The organism is Phycisphaeraceae bacterium (assembly GCA_019636675.1).
Lineage (GTDB): Bacteria > Planctomycetota > Phycisphaerae > Phycisphaerales > UBA1924 > JAHBXC01.
On sequence record JAHBXC010000005.1, the window covers coordinates 19,306 to 33,691 of the forward strand.

14 protein-coding genes are annotated in these 14,386 nt (G+C 68.6%); 9 read left to right on the forward strand and 5 right to left on the reverse strand.

From position 1 onward, the window contains the following. The first annotated feature begins 64 nt into the window (after window positions 1-64). The gene (locus KF684_12865) at window positions 65-811 is read left to right on the forward strand and encodes a hypothetical protein (protein MBX3353817.1); all 747 of its coding nucleotides are present in this window, start codon (window positions 65-67) and stop codon (window positions 809-811) included. A gap of 338 nt (window positions 812-1,149) precedes the next feature. After that, entirely contained in the window at window positions 1,150-1,935 is a 786-nt protein-coding gene (locus tag KF684_12870; protein ID MBX3353818.1) for a hypothetical protein, read from the forward strand. A 165-nt stretch (window positions 1,936-2,100) separates the two neighbouring features. Here the strand turns inward: KF684_12870 and KF684_12875 are convergent, their stop codons facing one another. Next, the gene (locus KF684_12875) at window positions 2,101-2,772 is read right to left on the reverse strand and encodes a hypothetical protein (GenBank protein ID MBX3353819.1); all 672 of its coding nucleotides are present in this window, start codon (window positions 2,770-2,772) and stop codon (window positions 2,101-2,103) included. 193 nt (window positions 2,773-2,965) lie between these two features. Here KF684_12875 and KF684_12880 point away from each other — a divergent pair, with 193 nt between their 5' ends. Both KF684_12880 and KF684_12885 read left to right on the forward strand, forming a co-directional pair. After that, window positions 2,966-3,910, forward strand: coding sequence for an isocitrate lyase/phosphoenolpyruvate mutase family protein (locus tag KF684_12880; GenBank protein ID MBX3353820.1), 945 nt, complete (start codon window positions 2,966-2,968; stop codon window positions 3,908-3,910). 114 nt (window positions 3,911-4,024) lie between these two features. After that, window positions 4,025-5,173: a citrate synthase gene (locus KF684_12885; protein ID MBX3353821.1), complete on the forward strand. Its 1,149-nt coding sequence runs from the start codon at window positions 4,025-4,027 to the stop codon at window positions 5,171-5,173. Between the two features lie 242 nt (window positions 5,174-5,415). Here the strand turns inward: KF684_12885 and KF684_12890 are convergent, their stop codons facing one another. The 3 genes from KF684_12890 to KF684_12900 form a co-directional block, all read right to left on the reverse strand. Continuing rightward, a complete protein-coding gene (locus tag KF684_12890) occupies window positions 5,416-6,021 on the reverse strand; it encodes a hypothetical protein (GenBank protein ID MBX3353822.1) in 606 nt (201 codons plus the stop codon). A gap of 261 nt (window positions 6,022-6,282) precedes the next feature. Next, window positions 6,283-6,762 (reverse strand): copper-binding protein, encoded by a 480-nt coding sequence (locus KF684_12895; protein MBX3353823.1) that lies wholly within the window; start codon window positions 6,760-6,762, stop codon window positions 6,283-6,285. A 29-nt stretch (window positions 6,763-6,791) separates the two neighbouring features. After that, entirely contained in the window at window positions 6,792-7,124 is a 333-nt protein-coding gene (locus tag KF684_12900; protein MBX3353824.1) for a hypothetical protein, read from the reverse strand. Window positions 7,125-7,293: 169 nt separating this feature from the next. Here KF684_12900 and amrB point away from each other — a divergent pair, with 169 nt between their 5' ends. From amrB to KF684_12920, 4 genes are read left to right on the forward strand one after another with little or no spacing between them, the layout of a single operon-like run. Beyond that, window positions 7,294-8,745 (forward strand): AmmeMemoRadiSam system protein B, encoded by a 1,452-nt coding sequence (gene amrB, locus KF684_12905; GenBank protein ID MBX3353825.1) that lies wholly within the window; start codon window positions 7,294-7,296, stop codon window positions 8,743-8,745. After that, entirely contained in the window at window positions 8,742-9,092 is a 351-nt protein-coding gene (locus KF684_12910; GenBank protein ID MBX3353826.1) for a hypothetical protein, read from the forward strand. Before amrB ends, KF684_12910 begins: the two co-directional genes overlap by 4 nt. Next, entirely contained in the window at window positions 9,089-9,574 is a 486-nt protein-coding gene (dtd, locus tag KF684_12915) for a D-tyrosyl-tRNA(Tyr) deacylase (GenBank protein ID MBX3353827.1), read from the forward strand. Before KF684_12910 ends, dtd begins: the two co-directional genes overlap by 4 nt. A 23-nt stretch (window positions 9,575-9,597) precedes the next feature. Continuing rightward, window positions 9,598-11,070 (forward strand): sigma-54-dependent Fis family transcriptional regulator, encoded by a 1,473-nt coding sequence (locus KF684_12920; GenBank protein MBX3353828.1) that lies wholly within the window; start codon window positions 9,598-9,600, stop codon window positions 11,068-11,070. Between the two features lie 10 nt (window positions 11,071-11,080). On the opposite strand, the gene KF684_12925 is transcribed toward KF684_12920, so the two are convergent. Beyond that, a complete protein-coding gene (locus tag KF684_12925; protein ID MBX3353829.1) occupies window positions 11,081-11,758 on the reverse strand; it encodes a cyclase family protein in 678 nt (225 codons plus the stop codon). Between the two features lie 156 nt (window positions 11,759-11,914). On the opposite strand from KF684_12925, the gene KF684_12930 reads away from it, so the two are divergent. Further along, window positions 11,915-14,278 (forward strand): carbon starvation protein A, encoded by a 2,364-nt coding sequence (locus KF684_12930; protein MBX3353830.1) that lies wholly within the window; start codon window positions 11,915-11,917, stop codon window positions 14,276-14,278. Window positions 14,279-14,386 lie beyond the last annotated feature (108 nt).

Here is a 14,386-nt window from a genome sequence, read left to right on the forward strand (position 1 = left end):
GGAGATGGAGAGGGTCCCGGCGGGCCCGGCGTCGGCGAAAGGTCACCACGGAGAGAGGATTCCAATGGTTCGTACATTTGTTGCATGCGCGGCGATCGCCGCGTGCGCTGGCGGCGCGTCCGCCGCGACGATCAAGGCCAAGTACATGGGCCTCGGTCAGAACACCGGCACGTACAACATCTCGATGACGCACTCGCAGGGCACGATCTCGGCGAATGTGAACGCGGGCGCCCTCAAGCACCAGGTGCAGGGCGACTCGGAGCTGTTCGCTGGTCAGATGCTGCGCACGTTCTGCATCGACATCGCGCAGAACGTCGTCGGGCAGGTCAAGACCTACGACGTCGTCAGCGTCGCTTCGGCCCCCGAGCCCGACGCCCCGACGGGCGCGATCGGCACGATCCGCGCCGGCTACCTGCAGTCGCTCTACGCCAACGCGATCGAGGCTGGCCTCATCGACCGTCGCGGCAGCGCGACCGACGCGATGACCAACCAGCAGGCCGCGGCGTTCCAGCTCGTGGTCTGGGAGCTCGCGTTCGAGGACGCCGGCATCCTCTCCGCCGCCGTCGGCCTGGGGAACTACAAGGACCTGCTGAAGGTTGACGCCTTCAAGGTCACCAACAGCATCAACGCGACGGTCTTCAACATGACCGACCTGTTCTTCGGGTGGGCCTTCGCTGGCGATTCGCTCGGCGGGCTCCGCGCGATGGTCAGCGGGACGGCGCAGGACCAGCTGGTCATCATCCCGCTTCCGACCGGCGGCGCGCTCGCGCTCGCTGGCCTCGCCGGCGTCGCGATCCGTCGTCGTCGCTGAGGCAACCCAATCCCATTCACGCGTTCGCCATGACCTTGCGAACGCGTATGCCGCGGCGTGTCCTCCATGTACGAGGGCCCGCCGCGGCTTCTCTTTTGCCCCCCGGAACTTTCCATCCCATGATCAGGGCACCTTGATCCCGCCCAAACTTCTCCCAGATTCCCAGGGTAGTCCCCTAAACCACGCCCTCGTCATGACTTCTAGGGCATTCCCGAGTTATGGGATGCCACTTTGGGGTGTATGCTCTCGGCGCCGCTGAGTAAGAAATTTCTCGTGTGAGGAAGAGAGAGGCGCCCCCGCCTGACTCAGCGGGTCAGAGGATTGGAAAGGAACGGCAGATGAAACTCATGTGGATCGCCCTCGCGGCAGGCGCCGCGATCGCGACCGGGGCCTCGGCCTCGACGGTCATCGCGAAGTACGACAACGTGCTCTACAGCCGCGGCGGCACCTTCACCGTGCAGCTCGATCGCAACGGCGGCCCGGTCATCGGACCGTCGAATGTCGGCGCCGGCGGCCTGCAGCACACCTTCCGCAACGACTCGCAGCGGTTCGCCAATCAGACGCTGACGACCTTCTGCGTCGATCTCGGGCAGAACGTGGCCGGGTCCTACTCCACCTACAACGTCGGGACCGTCGCCGGTGCGCCGGTGCCGGCGTCGCCCGCTGGCCTCATCGGCGCCACCCGCGCCGGCTACCTGCAGTCGCTCTACTCCAACGCGGTCGGCGCTGGCCTCATCGACCTGCGCGGCAGCGTCATCACCAGCGCCATGTCCACCAACCAGGCCACGGCGTTCCAGCTCGTCGTCTGGGAGCTCGCGTTCGAAGACGAGGGGAACCTTCTGACGACCGCGATGAACGGCTACTCCCTCGCGAGTGTCTTCGGGGGCGGCGAGTTCACTGTGGCCGGCAATACCACCAGCAACACCAACTGGCTGAACTCGCTCGGAGCCGACGCGATCTTCGATCAGTTCTTCGGCTGGGCGTTCGCTGGAGACTCGTTCGGTCGCCTCGCGGCCATGACCAGCGGCATCCGTCAGGACCAGCTCATCATCATCCCGCTCCCCACCGGCGGCGCGCTCGCGCTCGCCGGCATCGCCGGCATCGCGATCCGTCGTCGTCGCTGAGCGACAACACGATCCCATTCGCGGCCGGCTCCCAAGAGCCGGCCGCAACCATCGCGGCGCGCCCTCCACGACAGAGGGCTCGCCGCGTTGTTCTTTGGTCGATCCGACGAAAAACCCCGGCAGTTGCCGGGGTTCTGGGGGTTCTCGCAATCTGGACACACCCGCTCAGCGCCGCCGGCGCAGGCCGAGCGCGAGGCCCGTCGCCAGCAGGCCCGCGCCGCCCGGGGTGGGGATGACGCGGAAGTTATCGATGTCGAAGCGGGCGTTGATGTCCTGACCCGCGAGCGACGCGGGGACATTGAAGCCGATCTGGATGTTGCCGATGTTGCTGAAGATCGACTGGTAGTTGCCGCTGCCGAACGAGATGATGTCGGGGCTGCCGGGGGTCAGGTCGACGACGATGGTGGTCCACTGGTTGGGCGCGATGACGGTCTGCGACTCGGTCGACGCGCCCGGGTTGTTCGCCGGGGTCGCGAAGCGCCCGGTGAGCGTGATCGCTTCGGAAAGGTTGTGGCGGATATCGAAGGAGACGCCCGTCACGCCGGCGGCGATCCAGTCGCCGACATACGCGCCGTTCGACGAGTTGAAGTTCGCCTGCGCGCGGATCACGGTGGGCGGGAAGCCGCCGACGCTCGTGCCCGAGAGGTTGAACACGCTCGACGCGTACGACGAGCCGTCGGGCCCGCCCGTGGAGAACCACTCAAGGACCGCGCCGCCGTTGAAGTTGCGCCAGTTGGCGGAGTCGGCGTCGAAGGTCTCGACGAAGCCGACGATCGACGCGCTCGAAGCGGACGCGAGCAGGACAGGGACGGCGAGCAGGGCCAGAGTGGAACGCATGGGTCTCTTCCTTCAACGGGGCGCAACAACAATTGAGACTGAGTCTCAGCATAGCGCCGTCCGGCTCGGGGCCGCAACTGTTTGACAGGAATAATTCCTGTGCAACAATCTGCGCGATCAGGCCGCCGGTACGGGGGGTTTGCGCGAGCGAGCAGCGTCGGTGACATCTTTCGGGCGCTCCCTACGATGGGCGATGCCCGAACAGAACACACCCGCGAGCGCCCCCGACCCGACGATTTTCTCCGCGACCCACGCCGCCATGCGTCTTCGCGACGCGATGAAGCAGCGCTGCGTCGCGCTGCCCGGCGCGTACAACGGGCTGGTGGCGCGCGCCGTCGCCGACGCCGGGTTCGAGGGCGCGTACATCTCGGGCGCCGCCGTCAGCGCGTGCGCCGGGTTGCCCGATGTCGGTCTTGTCTCGCTCGACCACTTCTGCCGCGTGATCCGCGAGGTGTTCCGCGCGTCGGGGCTGCCGATCATCGCCGACGCCGATACGGGGTTCGGCGAGGGCGAGATGGTGACGCGCGCCGTGCACGAGTACCACCACGCCGGCGCCGCCGGTCTGCACCTTGAGGACCAGGTGTTCCCGAAGCGCTGCGGGCACCTCGACGGCAAGGCGCTGGTCCCCACCGAGCACATGGTCGAGAAGGTGCGCCGGGCCGCCGACGCGCGCGACGCGTGCTCTGCAGGGGCGTTCATCGTCTGCGCGCGCACCGACGCGGCGGGCGTGCAGGGCGTCGACGCCGCGATCCAGCGGGCCAGGGCCTATGTCGGGGCCGGCGCCGACATGATCTTCCCCGAGGGCCTGCAGTCCGAGGCGGACTTCGCCAAGGTCGCCGACGCGCTCCGCCCCACCGGCTGCTTCCTGCTGGCGAACATGACCGAGTTCGGCAAGACCCCGATCATCCCCCTCAAGCGTTTCGGGGAGCTGGGCTACCACTGCGTGATCCACCCGGTGAGCACGCTGCGCAGCGCGATGGGCGAGGTCTCGCGGATGCTGGCGTCCCTGCGCGAGCACGGGGATGTGGGGGCCTCGCTGGGGCAGATGCAGAGCCGCGCCGACCTGTACGGGCTGCTCTCCTACACTCCCGGGCAGGAGTGGGTGTTCCCCGGGCCCCGCCCGTGGACGAACCCCTGACCCGCGCGCAGGACGCGAGCGAAACCGGCGACAGCCCCGGGCGATCCCTCAGCCCGACACGCCGCAGCGACACATCACACACCGACGACACGCACTCGACCAGGAGCACGATCCATGACCGCATCGACCGAGACCAAGCCCAAGCCCGCCGCTGTCCCCGGGGCCGGCCTCGAGGGGATGATCGCCGGCGACAGCGCTATCTGCTCGGTCGAGCAGGACGAGCTGATCTATCGCGGGTACACCATCGAGGACCTTGCGAACAACGCGACCTTCGAAGAGGTCGCCCACCTGCTGCTGATCGGGCACAAGCCCTCGCCCGCGGAACTCACCGCGTTCAAGAAGCAGCTCGTCGAGCAGCGCGCCCTGCCGAAGCTCGTCGTCGATGTCATCGAGAAGACCGCGCGCGAGCCCGCCGCCCACCCGATGGATGTGCTGCGCTCCGCGGTCTCCGTCCTTGCTCACCTCGACCCGCTGTGCCAGGACAACTCGCCCAAGGCCGAACTCGCCAAGTCGATCTCGCTGACCGCGAAGATCGCCACGATGATCGGGCACATCCAGAATGTGATCGACGGGCGCGACCTGATCCAGCCCGACCCCTCGCTCGACCACGCCGCCAACCTGTTCTTCATGATGAAGGGCGCCAAGCCCACCGCCGAGGAAGCCAAGATCCTCGATGTCTCGCTGATCCTCTACGCCGAGCACGACTTCAACGCGAGCACCTTCACCGGTCGCGTCATCGCGGCCACGCTCTCCGACCTGCACGGCGCCGTCACCGGCGCGATCGCGGCCCTCAAGGGCCCGCTCCACGGCGGCGCCAACGAGCAGGCCATGGAGATGCTCAAGGAGATCGGCTCGCTCGACAAGGTCGACTCCTTCATGGCCGACGCCTTCGCCACCAAGCGCAAGATCATGGGCTTCGGCCACCGCGTCTACAAGAACGGCGACCACCGCGCCGCCCTGCTCCACGCCCTCGGGCGCAAGTACGCCGAGAAGAAGGGCGGCGAGGCGCTCAAGTGGTTCGAGATCGGCGAGCGCACCCAGAAGATCATGAACGACCAGAAGCGCATCTTCCCCAACGTCGACTTCCCCTGCGGCATGACCTACTACGCGATGGGCATCCCCGTGCCCCAGTACACGCCCATCTTCGTCGCCGCGCGCATCACCGGCTGGGCCGCCCACATCATGGAGCAGCACCAGAACAACCGGCTCATCCGCCCGCTGAGCAACTACACGGGGCCTGCGATCCGCAAGTGGAACGGGTGAGCACCCTGCCAAAATCTCGCTGACAAAATCACAACCGCCCCGGTCACAAAGATCGGGGCGGCTGTCTTTCCCGCACGAGGAAAAATGACTCGTGGGTGGATGATGCTTTGTTGTCTCAGTGGAGGGTCAGAAGACCCTCCCCCTGCCCCCTCCCGCAAGCGGGAGGGGTGAAAGAAAGAACTCCCCTGCTGCCCGCTCCCGGCTCCCTCCCGTGTGCCTTATGCCCTGTGCCTCGTGCCTTCTCAGTGGCGCTTTCGACGGAACGCCACGATGCCGCCCATCGCGGCGAGGAGGCCGGCGCCGGGGGTGGGCACGGCGTCGACGCGCAGGGCGAAGAGCATGTCGTTGTAGTCGAAGTCGGACTTGTTCCTGAGGAAGATGTCTTCGACGCCGATGATGCTGTACGAGCCGTAGTCGGTGGCGACGCTGGAGTTGGTGCGGAAGAAGTCGACGCCGTCGGTGAGGTCGTTGCGCGCGAAGGAATCCTTCTGCGCGTTGCCGCTGCCCTTGGTGATGATGTACGCGAAGAAGAGGGAATCGCCGGCGTTGAACTGGCCGAGCCCGACGCTGGTGTTGGCCGGCGTGCCCTTGTTGCTGAAGACGAACTGGCCCAGGCCGAAGGCGTCGCTCGAGGCGGCGTAGGTGATCGTCTCGTCGCCGGATCCCTTGTGCCCGACGAAATACAGCGAGCCGGTGGCGCCCGCGTCCGAACTGAGGAACTTCGCGACGACCTCGCCGCGCTGGTTCATCTGGTACACATCGCCGCCTGCGATGCCGGCGTGGGCCGAGCCGGCGAAGGCGGCGAGGGCGAGGGTGGTGAGGCCGAGGTTCGTGCGGGTGTTCTTCATAGGTGACTCCGAGACCGTGCTCGCGTGCCCGCCAGCCGGCGCGTCTGCGTGGCCCGCGCGACCCGAACCCGACAGCCGGGCTCGACCCTCGCGCGGCGGACGCCGCCGGCGTGCGCTCCCCCGATGCACGCCTTCACCATGGAGTGTGCGAAACGCGCGGCGACGATCCAAACGACGCGCGGCGCGCGCGGTCGCTCTGCGCGGGCGCGGCGGATAACGCGCGCAGCGTGGGCCCGTGCGAGTGTGTCGTGGGTCGCGCGGTTATTCGGGCGCGGGGGCGGGGGCGGGGGCCGGGGCTGGCTTGTCGAACACCAGGGCGGTGTCGGCCGGGAGCTGTGTGACGCGGATCGCCTTCCAGCCCTTGAGCGAGCCGTCGTCGGCGTCGTAGCTGACGCGGAAGACGATCTCGACGATGTCGCCTACCGAGACGCCCTCGATGACCTCGGGGGTGGCCGGGGGGAAGGGCATCTGCATGGCGTTCATCCCGACGGGCGGCTGGTTGTGGTTGCGCTTCCAGCTGGGGATGGGCTCGTGGTAGACCTTGAAGTCGCTGGCCGGTCGGGCGGGGTCGGGGAGGTCGACGACGCGCCCACGCACGGTGAAGTCGGCGATGAGGCCCTCGTCCACCTCGGAAGCGACCTGGGACGAGTGCTTCCGGCAACCGGAGAGCGGGCTGAAAGCGACAACGCCGCCGGCCAGGAGGCCGACGGCGAGGATGTGGTTCGTCAGGTTCCGTGCCATGCCCGATCGTAGGTCGACCGGGGCCGGTGTCACGCCTTTTCGATCTTGAGGTACTCGGCGACCGAGTTGAGATCGGGGGCGAACTTGGGCAGGAAGGGCATGGTCCAGGTCTCGCCGGTCTCGGCGCGAACGATCTTGGCGGCGCGCTCGCGCACGCACCAGGGGCGACCGCCGCGAGAGCGGACGAGCAGGTTCTGCATGCGCTCGCGGTGGGCGCGGGTCATGGCGCGCTTCGAGGCCGGGTCGAGGCGCATGAGACGGACGAGCGTGCTCTCGGCGCCCTTGGACCGCGGCGACGCGGTGATCGTGCAGCGGATGTGCTGGCCGACGGAATAGGAAGCGGGAGTGATCGTGTCGGGCATGGGGCGCCTCTGGAGCGGGTCGTCGCGGGCCGAAGGGGGCTTCGGGTGTCGGGACGGCAGTGGGGGCTGGGTTCGATGACAACGCGACGGCGCAGCCCACCTGCGCGGCCGGCGTTTCGGGGAGGGTGACTGTAGCCCTCCCCGTCGCGTTGTCTAGACTCCCCCTGCCATGACCGACCCCACCAGCGGGGCCGCCGGTAACCCGGGCGGCCAGAACCAGCCAGTCTTCAAGTACGACCCCTCCCAGCCCCACCTGGTGAGACCCAAGCTGCGTGCCGTGCGCGGTTTCGGCGCTCAGCGCGAGGGCCAGCAGCTGCTGGGGCTGTCGGACGCCCGGCAGATCTCGGACAAGGTGGTCTTCACCGCCCCCGCCGCCCAGTTCATCCTCCCCCACCTCGACGGGGCCAACGACCTCGACACGGTCGTGAACAAGGTGAACGAGCAGGTCGCCTCGATGGCCGCCCAGCAGGGCGCCAAGGTGCAGGGCAAGCTCGAGCGCTCGTTCCTCGAGTTGTTCGTCGCCCAGCTCGACGACGCCGGCCTCCTCGAGGGCCCGTCCTTCGAAGCGATGCTCGTGAAGGTGCGCGAGCAGTTCGATTCGTCGAAGACGCTGCCCCCCAGCGTCACCGCCAACTTCGCCGACGTCCTCGCGATGCAGGAGCTGGGCCAGGACGCCAGCGAGTCGGCCAAGGCCGAGATCGGCGCGACGAAGATGCGCGAGCAGTTCGACCTGTGGATCGCCGAGGCGTTCAAGTCGGTCGACAACCCCTCGTTCGACCACCTCCCCGCCGCCGTCATCGCGCCGCACCTCGACTACGGGCGCGGGTGGATGAACTACGCCCATGTGTACGGGCGCATGCGCGTCGTCGATAAGCCCGATCGCGTGATCATCCTCGGGACCAACCACTTCGGCATGGGCACCGGCGTCGTCGGCTGCGACAAGGGCTTCGAGACGCCCCTGGGCGTCACGCCCCTCGCGGACGATGTGCTCGCGGCCCTGCGCCGGCGTCTGGGCGAGGACGGCGAGCGCCGTCTCCTCAAGGACAAGTACGACCACGAGCGCGAGCACTCCATCGAGTTGCAGGTCGCCTGGGTCCAGCATGTCTTCGGCCCCCCTGTCGGCGATGTCGAGGGCAAGCAGGTCCCCGTGTTCGCGGCCCTCGTCCACGACCCGGCGCGCAACAGCGGCCAGTCGTACGACGGCTACGGGCTCGACTTCGACCCCTTCGTCGAGGCGCTGCGCGCGACGATCGAGGAACTGCCCGGGCGCACGCTGGTGATCGCCTCCGCGGATCTCTCGCATGTCGGCCCGATGTTCGGCGATCGCACGCCCCTCCACGGCGACGAGGCCACCAACCCCCAGGGCATCGCGGCGCGCAACAGCGCGATCCAGCACGACCAGGCCATGCTCAAGCTCGTCAGCGAGGCCAAGCCCGACGAGCTCATCGCCAGCATGGCGTGGCAGGGCAACCCCACGCGCTGGTGCTCGATCGGCAACATGGCCGCGGCCATGAAGGTCGTCGGCGCGACGCCCGAGCGCACCAAGATGCTGAACTACCTCGCGGCGATGGACCAGCAGGGCATGGGCATGGTGTCGTGCATGGCCGCGGCGGTGGTGTGACGCCCTTCCAGATCCTGGCGATCGCCGGCGCTGTCGTGCTCGTGCCCATCGGCGCGATCTCGCTGGCGCGCTGTCGTCTGGGCGCGCGAGAGACCTTCGACGAAGCCGACCTGCCTCGCCTCCCTCGCGCGCTGGGCGGGGCGCACCTTTCGGTCAACACGCTGGCGCTGAGCGGGCTGGCGGCGCTGGCGACGGCCTACCACCTGCTGGCGCACGCGTTCGGCTGGGCGACGCTCAAGGCGCCGCTGTCGGTGGCGCTGGGGGTGGGCGCAGCGGTCGTGGCGCTCTCGGTCGCGACGGACGCGCTGACGCGCGAAGATCCCGACAACGAGGAGCCCCGCGCATGAAAGCGGTCGTGCAGCGCGTCTCACGGGCGCGCGTGTGGGTGGACGAGGGACCGGGCGCCGGGCACGACGAATCGATCGCGCGCGGGCTGATGGTCCTCGTGGGCGCAGAGCGGGGCGACGCGCCAGGCGCGTCGGACTGGCTCGCCGACAAGATCGCCAACCTTCGGATCTTCGAAGACGAGCAGGGCAAGATGAACCTCTCGGTCCTCGACCTGCACCCGAAGGGCGATGTCATGATCGTCTCGCAGTTCACCCTCGCCGGCGACGCGCGCAAGGGCAACCGGCCCTCGTTCGTGAACGCCGAAGCGCCGGACCTGGCAGCGCCCCTGGTCGATCGCGTCGCGGCGCGTCTGGAGTCCGTCCACCGGCTGAAGGTCGCGCGGGGCGTCTTCGGCGCGTCCATGCGCATCGAGCTGGTGAACGAGGGGCCGGTGACCATCCTCCTCGACCGGCCCCCCCCACCCGGTCCCGGCCAGCCCTGAGCCGCGGAAATACACTCCAGCCGATGACGACCCAGCACCCCGACACCCCGCACGCCCAGGTTTTGATCGTGGAGGACGAGCCCGACCACGCCGAGGTGATGGCCGAGGCGCTGCGCCGGCCCGGGCATGTCTGCACGATCGTCAACGATGTCCCCTCGGCGATGCAGGAGCTCAAGGGGGGCGTGTTCGACGTCATCGTGACCGACCTGCGGATGCCCAACTCGTCGGGGAAGCTGGGCGTCGCGCCGGACGGGGGCAACGCCGGGATGATCGTCCTCAAGCACGCGCGCCAACTCCAGCCCGACGCCGAGACGATCATGGTCACGGCGCACGGGGATGTGCCCACGGCGCGGGCCGCGTTCAAGGAGGGCGTCTTCGACTTCATCGAGAAGCCACTGGACCTCGAGCTCTTCCGCTCGCTCGTGAACCGCGCCGCCGAGACGGTGCTGCTGCGCCACCAGTCGGGCGAGCTCACCGAACTCGTGCAGCACGACGGGTTCGAGGGCATCATCGCCGGCAGCGAGCCGATGCGCCGCATCCTGCAGACGGTGAAGACCGTCGCGCAGGCGAACATCCCGGTGCTGATCACCGGCGAGAGCGGCACGGGCAAGGAGTTGATCGCGGCGGCGATCCACAAGAACTCGCCGCGCAAGGACAAGAAGTATGTGACCTTCAACTGCGCCGGCCAGAGCGAGAGTCTGCTCGAGGACGCGCTGTTCGGGCATGTGCGAGGCGCCTTCACCGGCGCCGACAAGGAACGCGAGGGCGTCTTCGAGTACGCCGACAAGGGCACGCTCTTCCTCGACGAGATCGGCGACATGCCCATGACCATGCAGGCCAAGCTCCTGCGCGTCCTCGAGAGCGGCGAGGTCGTCCGGCTGGGCTCCAACGCGCCGAAGCACACCGATGTCCGCTTCGTGAGCGCCACCAACAAGGACCTGCGCGGGTCCATCAAGGAAGGCGCCTTCCGCGAGGACCTGTTCTTCCGGATCAACGCGGCCCACATCCACCTGCCCCCCCTGCGCGAGCGGCGCGAGGACATCCCGCGCATCGTCCGCCACGCCGTGGCGCGATTCGCCGGGCAGATGCGCGCCAGCGAGCCGCCCCCGGAAGTGACCGACGCCGCGATGCTCCGGCTGACGGCGTACACCTGGCCGGGCAATGTGCGCCAGTTGCTCAACGTGGTGCAGAACATGACGGTGATGTGCCTGGGCGGGGGCGACTCGGCCGTCGATGTGCGCCACATCCCCGACGACATCCGAATCGGCGACGAGCACGAGGACGAGTCGGGTGATGGCTCCGGGGGCGCCGGGGGCTCCGGGGGAGCCGGGGTGGGGAGCGGTTCGCTCGCCGGCACGCCGCTGGAGCAACTCGAGAAGCGCGCGATCCGCGAGACGCTGCGCCTGACCGGGGGCAACCGCGAACAGGCGGCCAAGCTTCTGGGCATCGGGGAGCGCACGCTGTACCGGAAACTGAAGGAATACGGGCTGCGCTGAGGGTCGCTGGTCAGTGCTCGACCGTCGCGTACGCGCGGACGGGGAACGAGCCGAGCCCCTTCACCTTCGCCGGCGCCGCCGTGAAGCGGAAGCGTTTGCCCACGAGCGCCTCCACGCCGGTGAGGTTCTCGACGATGGGGATCTCGGCTTTCAGGAGGATGGTGTGGGCGGGTCGCGCGAGGTCGGCGAAGTCGTCGGCGTTGATGGAATCGATGCCGAAGAGGGCGGCGCCGGCGTCGCGCAAGGCCTCGGCCCCGTCGGCGCTGAGGGCCGGGTGGTTCCCGGCGCCGTAGCTCTGCGAACCCCAGTGCGCGTCCCATCCGGTCAGAAAAATCACGGCGCGCCCGCGCAGGTCCAGGCCCGCCAGGTCGTGCCGGTGGATGAGCGGTCTGTCGCGCAGCGGCAGGGTCTTGCGCACGTCGAAAAGCACGCCCGGAAGGTCGACGAGGCGCTCGAGCGGGAAGTCCCACGAGCCCGCCATGCCCTCGTGCCGGTGGTAGGGAAGATCGATGTAGGTCCCGGTGTTCTGAGGCAGTTCCACGCTCGCGATCTGGAAGGAAACGCCCGGTGAATAGCGGGACGCCGACTGCTCGCGCGTCCAGAGATCGGCGACGCGCACCGCCGGCAGACGCGGGTCGGTCGTCATGGCGTGGTGGATGACGTGGCTGAGATCGATGACTGTGGGCATGGGGGCATTGTCGTGCGAAACGGGGCGTCGTGCGCGCCGATCGGGAACGGTTTCGGCGCCCGACCAGGGGATGCGCGGGGCCGACGCCGGGAGGGGCTTGCCAACATTCCGTGGTCGCGCTTCACTTGACGCGCGACTTCTGGCATGATTCCATGCATGGAAGCATTGACCCTGACGCTCCTCGCGGGCGTCGCCCTCATTCTGGCATATGTGACCTACGGCCGGTGGTTGGCACGACTCTTCACGCTCCGAGAAGAGTCGACAACCCCGGCCGTTTCTCTGCGCGATGAGAAGGACTTCGTCCCCACGAAGAAGTCGATCGTCTTCGGGCACCACTTCACGAGCATCGCGGGAACGGGACCGATCGTCGGCCCGGCGATCGCCGTGATCTGGGGCTGGCTGCCCGCGATCCTGTGGGTGGTGTTCGGCTCGATCTTCATCGGGGCGGTGCACGACCTGGGCTCGCTGGTCGTCTCGCTGCGCAACAAGGGGCGCACCATCGGCGACATCGCGGGCGACCTGCTCGGCCCGCGCGTGCGGTACATCTTCCTGGGCGTGCTCATCATGGGGCTGTGGATCGTGCTCGCGGTCTTCGGGCTGGTGATCGCCGCGGTGCTGAAGCAATTCCCCGGCGCGATCGCGCCGTTCCTCTTCCAGATCCCCCTCGCGGTCGTGATCGGGGTTGTCGTCCACCGGCGCGGGAAGTCCATCCTCGGGCCTTCGCTGGCGGCTCTCATCCTTATGTACGCCAGCGTGGTGTGGGGCGACTTCGGCCCGCTGCACTCCTTCAACGAGTTCCTCGCGAGCCAGCCGACCTGGGTGTGGACCGTCGGGCTTCTGGCCTACGCGTATGTCGCGAGCGTGCTGCCGGTGTGGGTGCTGCTCCAGCCGCGGGACTACATCAACGCGCTGCAACTGCTGACGGCGCTGGCGCTGCTGGTCGCGGGCATCGCGGTAGCGGGGATCTTCGGGGGCCTGACGACGCCGATCGGCGACGCGGCGGCGCAGCGCGTGCCTCTGGAGATCGTCGCGCCGGTGGTGGACTGGAACCCGAGCGGCGCGCCGCCGCTGATCCCGATCCTGTTCATCACGATCGCCTGCGGCGCCATCAGCGGGTTCCACTGCCTGGTGGGCAGCGGGACGACGAGCAAGCAGTTGTCGTGCGAGACGCACGCGCGGGCGATCGGCTACGGCTCGATGCTGACCGAGGGGTTCCTCGCGGTGCTGGTGATCGTGGCGTGCGCGGCGGGGCTGGGGCTGGGGGTGCGCGCCCCGCTTGAGTGGGCGTGGGGCGGTCCCCGCTCCGCCGCTCCAGATGGCGTGGAACGCACATATATGATGAGTCAGTTGGACATCCCCGCGCCCGGATCAACACCTTCAAAACTCTTCACCCTACGGGTGTGGGAAGACTGGCAGAACAAGCCAACCTTCGAAGACGCGACACTGGTGCGGAGGGAAGCGTGGCTCTTCGAAAGCCCGCCCGAGGACTTGAAGATCGTCGGGCTCAGGGCCGCTGACTACAGGACGAGCCCTGTCACCGCGTTCGCGCCTTCGATCTTTGAAGCCACGGGGGACGACCCGGTGTTCTTTCTCAGCGATCTGCCCAGCGTGCTGAAGGAAGATTTCACCGCTGCGACATCTCTCGGCGCCGTCCGCGTCGACCCCGACAGCGCCACGGCGCACCTGCAGGGCCAACTCGCGTTCCTGAAACGCTACCAGTCCTGGTCCGCCGCCGGTTCGCTCTCCGCGATGGTCGGCGCGTTCGTCGACGGCGCCGCCAACCTGATCGCGTCGATGCGGATCCCTCGCGAGATGGCGGTGGCGCTGATGGGCGTGCTGGTGGCGTCGTTCGCGGGGACGACGATGGACACCGCCTGCCGCCTGCAGCGCTATGTCGTGCAGGAACTGGCGCGCGGGCTCCTGCCGCGGGTGAAGGGCCCGGCGTGCGGGCGCTGCGGCTACGACCTGCGCGGCGTCAACCGGACCGAGAACCAGTCCGTCCGCTGCCCGGAGTGCGGCGAGTCGGCGCGACTGATCGCCGAGGGCCAGAGCGAGCGGATGGCGCGTGTGGCGTCGCCCTTCAACCCGATGCGCTGGCTCGCGACCACGCACGGGGCGACCCTGTTCGCGGTGGCGACGGCGGCGATGCTGGCGGCGATGCCAGCGCCCGGGCAGTCGTGGTCGCTGGCGACCGCGGGAACGGGCGGCCTGATCCTGTGGCCGCTCTTCGGCGCCACCAACCAATTGCTCGCCGGGCTGGCGTTCGTGGTGATCGTCGCGTGGCTGCGCGCCACCGGGCGGAAACTGTGGTTCGTCCTCCCCCCGATGGCGCTGATGCTCGCCGTGCCGGCGTGGGCGATGGTCTGGCAGGCGTTCGTAGGCGACGACACGACGGCGTCGTGGCTCGCGCAGCGCAACTGGGCGCTGGTGGCGATCGCGTCGCTGGCGCTCGCGCTCGAAGCGTGGCTCGTCGTCGAGGCGCTCGTGCTGATGCGAACGGCGCGCCGCGCGAACGCGTGACGCGCGCACGGTGGAGAAGCTGTCGCGAGACGCTGCGCCGGAAAAAGAAAACCGCCGGACGAGGGCTCCGATCCCCGTCCGGCGGCGTGCCACGGCGAAGCCGCGGAA

Coding starts and splice junctions, on each gene's coding strand:
- KF684_12865 (MBX3353817.1), top strand. CDS start 65: ATGGTTCGTACATTTGTTGCATGCGCGGCGATCGCCGCGTGCGCTGGC.
- KF684_12870 (MBX3353818.1), top strand. CDS start 1,150: ATGAAACTCATGTGGATCGCCCTCGCGGCAGGCGCCGCGATCGCGACC.
- KF684_12875 (MBX3353819.1), bottom strand. CDS start 2,772: ATGCGTTCCACTCTGGCCCTGCTCGCCGTCCCTGTCCTGCTCGCGTCC.
- KF684_12880 (MBX3353820.1), top strand. CDS start 2,966: ATGCCCGAACAGAACACACCCGCGAGCGCCCCCGACCCGACGATTTTC.
- KF684_12885 (MBX3353821.1), top strand. CDS start 4,025: ATGACCGCATCGACCGAGACCAAGCCCAAGCCCGCCGCTGTCCCCGGG.
- KF684_12890 (MBX3353822.1), bottom strand. CDS start 6,021: ATGAAGAACACCCGCACGAACCTCGGCCTCACCACCCTCGCCCTCGCC.
- KF684_12895 (MBX3353823.1), bottom strand. CDS start 6,762: ATGGCACGGAACCTGACGAACCACATCCTCGCCGTCGGCCTCCTGGCC.
- KF684_12900 (MBX3353824.1), bottom strand. CDS start 7,124: ATGCCCGACACGATCACTCCCGCTTCCTATTCCGTCGGCCAGCACATC.
- amrB (MBX3353825.1), top strand. CDS start 7,294: ATGACCGACCCCACCAGCGGGGCCGCCGGTAACCCGGGCGGCCAGAAC.
- dtd (MBX3353827.1), top strand. CDS start 9,089: ATGAAAGCGGTCGTGCAGCGCGTCTCACGGGCGCGCGTGTGGGTGGAC.
- KF684_12920 (MBX3353828.1), top strand. CDS start 9,598: ATGACGACCCAGCACCCCGACACCCCGCACGCCCAGGTTTTGATCGTG.
- KF684_12925 (MBX3353829.1), bottom strand. CDS start 11,758: ATGCCCACAGTCATCGATCTCAGCCACGTCATCCACCACGCCATGACG.
- KF684_12930 (MBX3353830.1), top strand. CDS start 11,915: ATGGAAGCATTGACCCTGACGCTCCTCGCGGGCGTCGCCCTCATTCTG.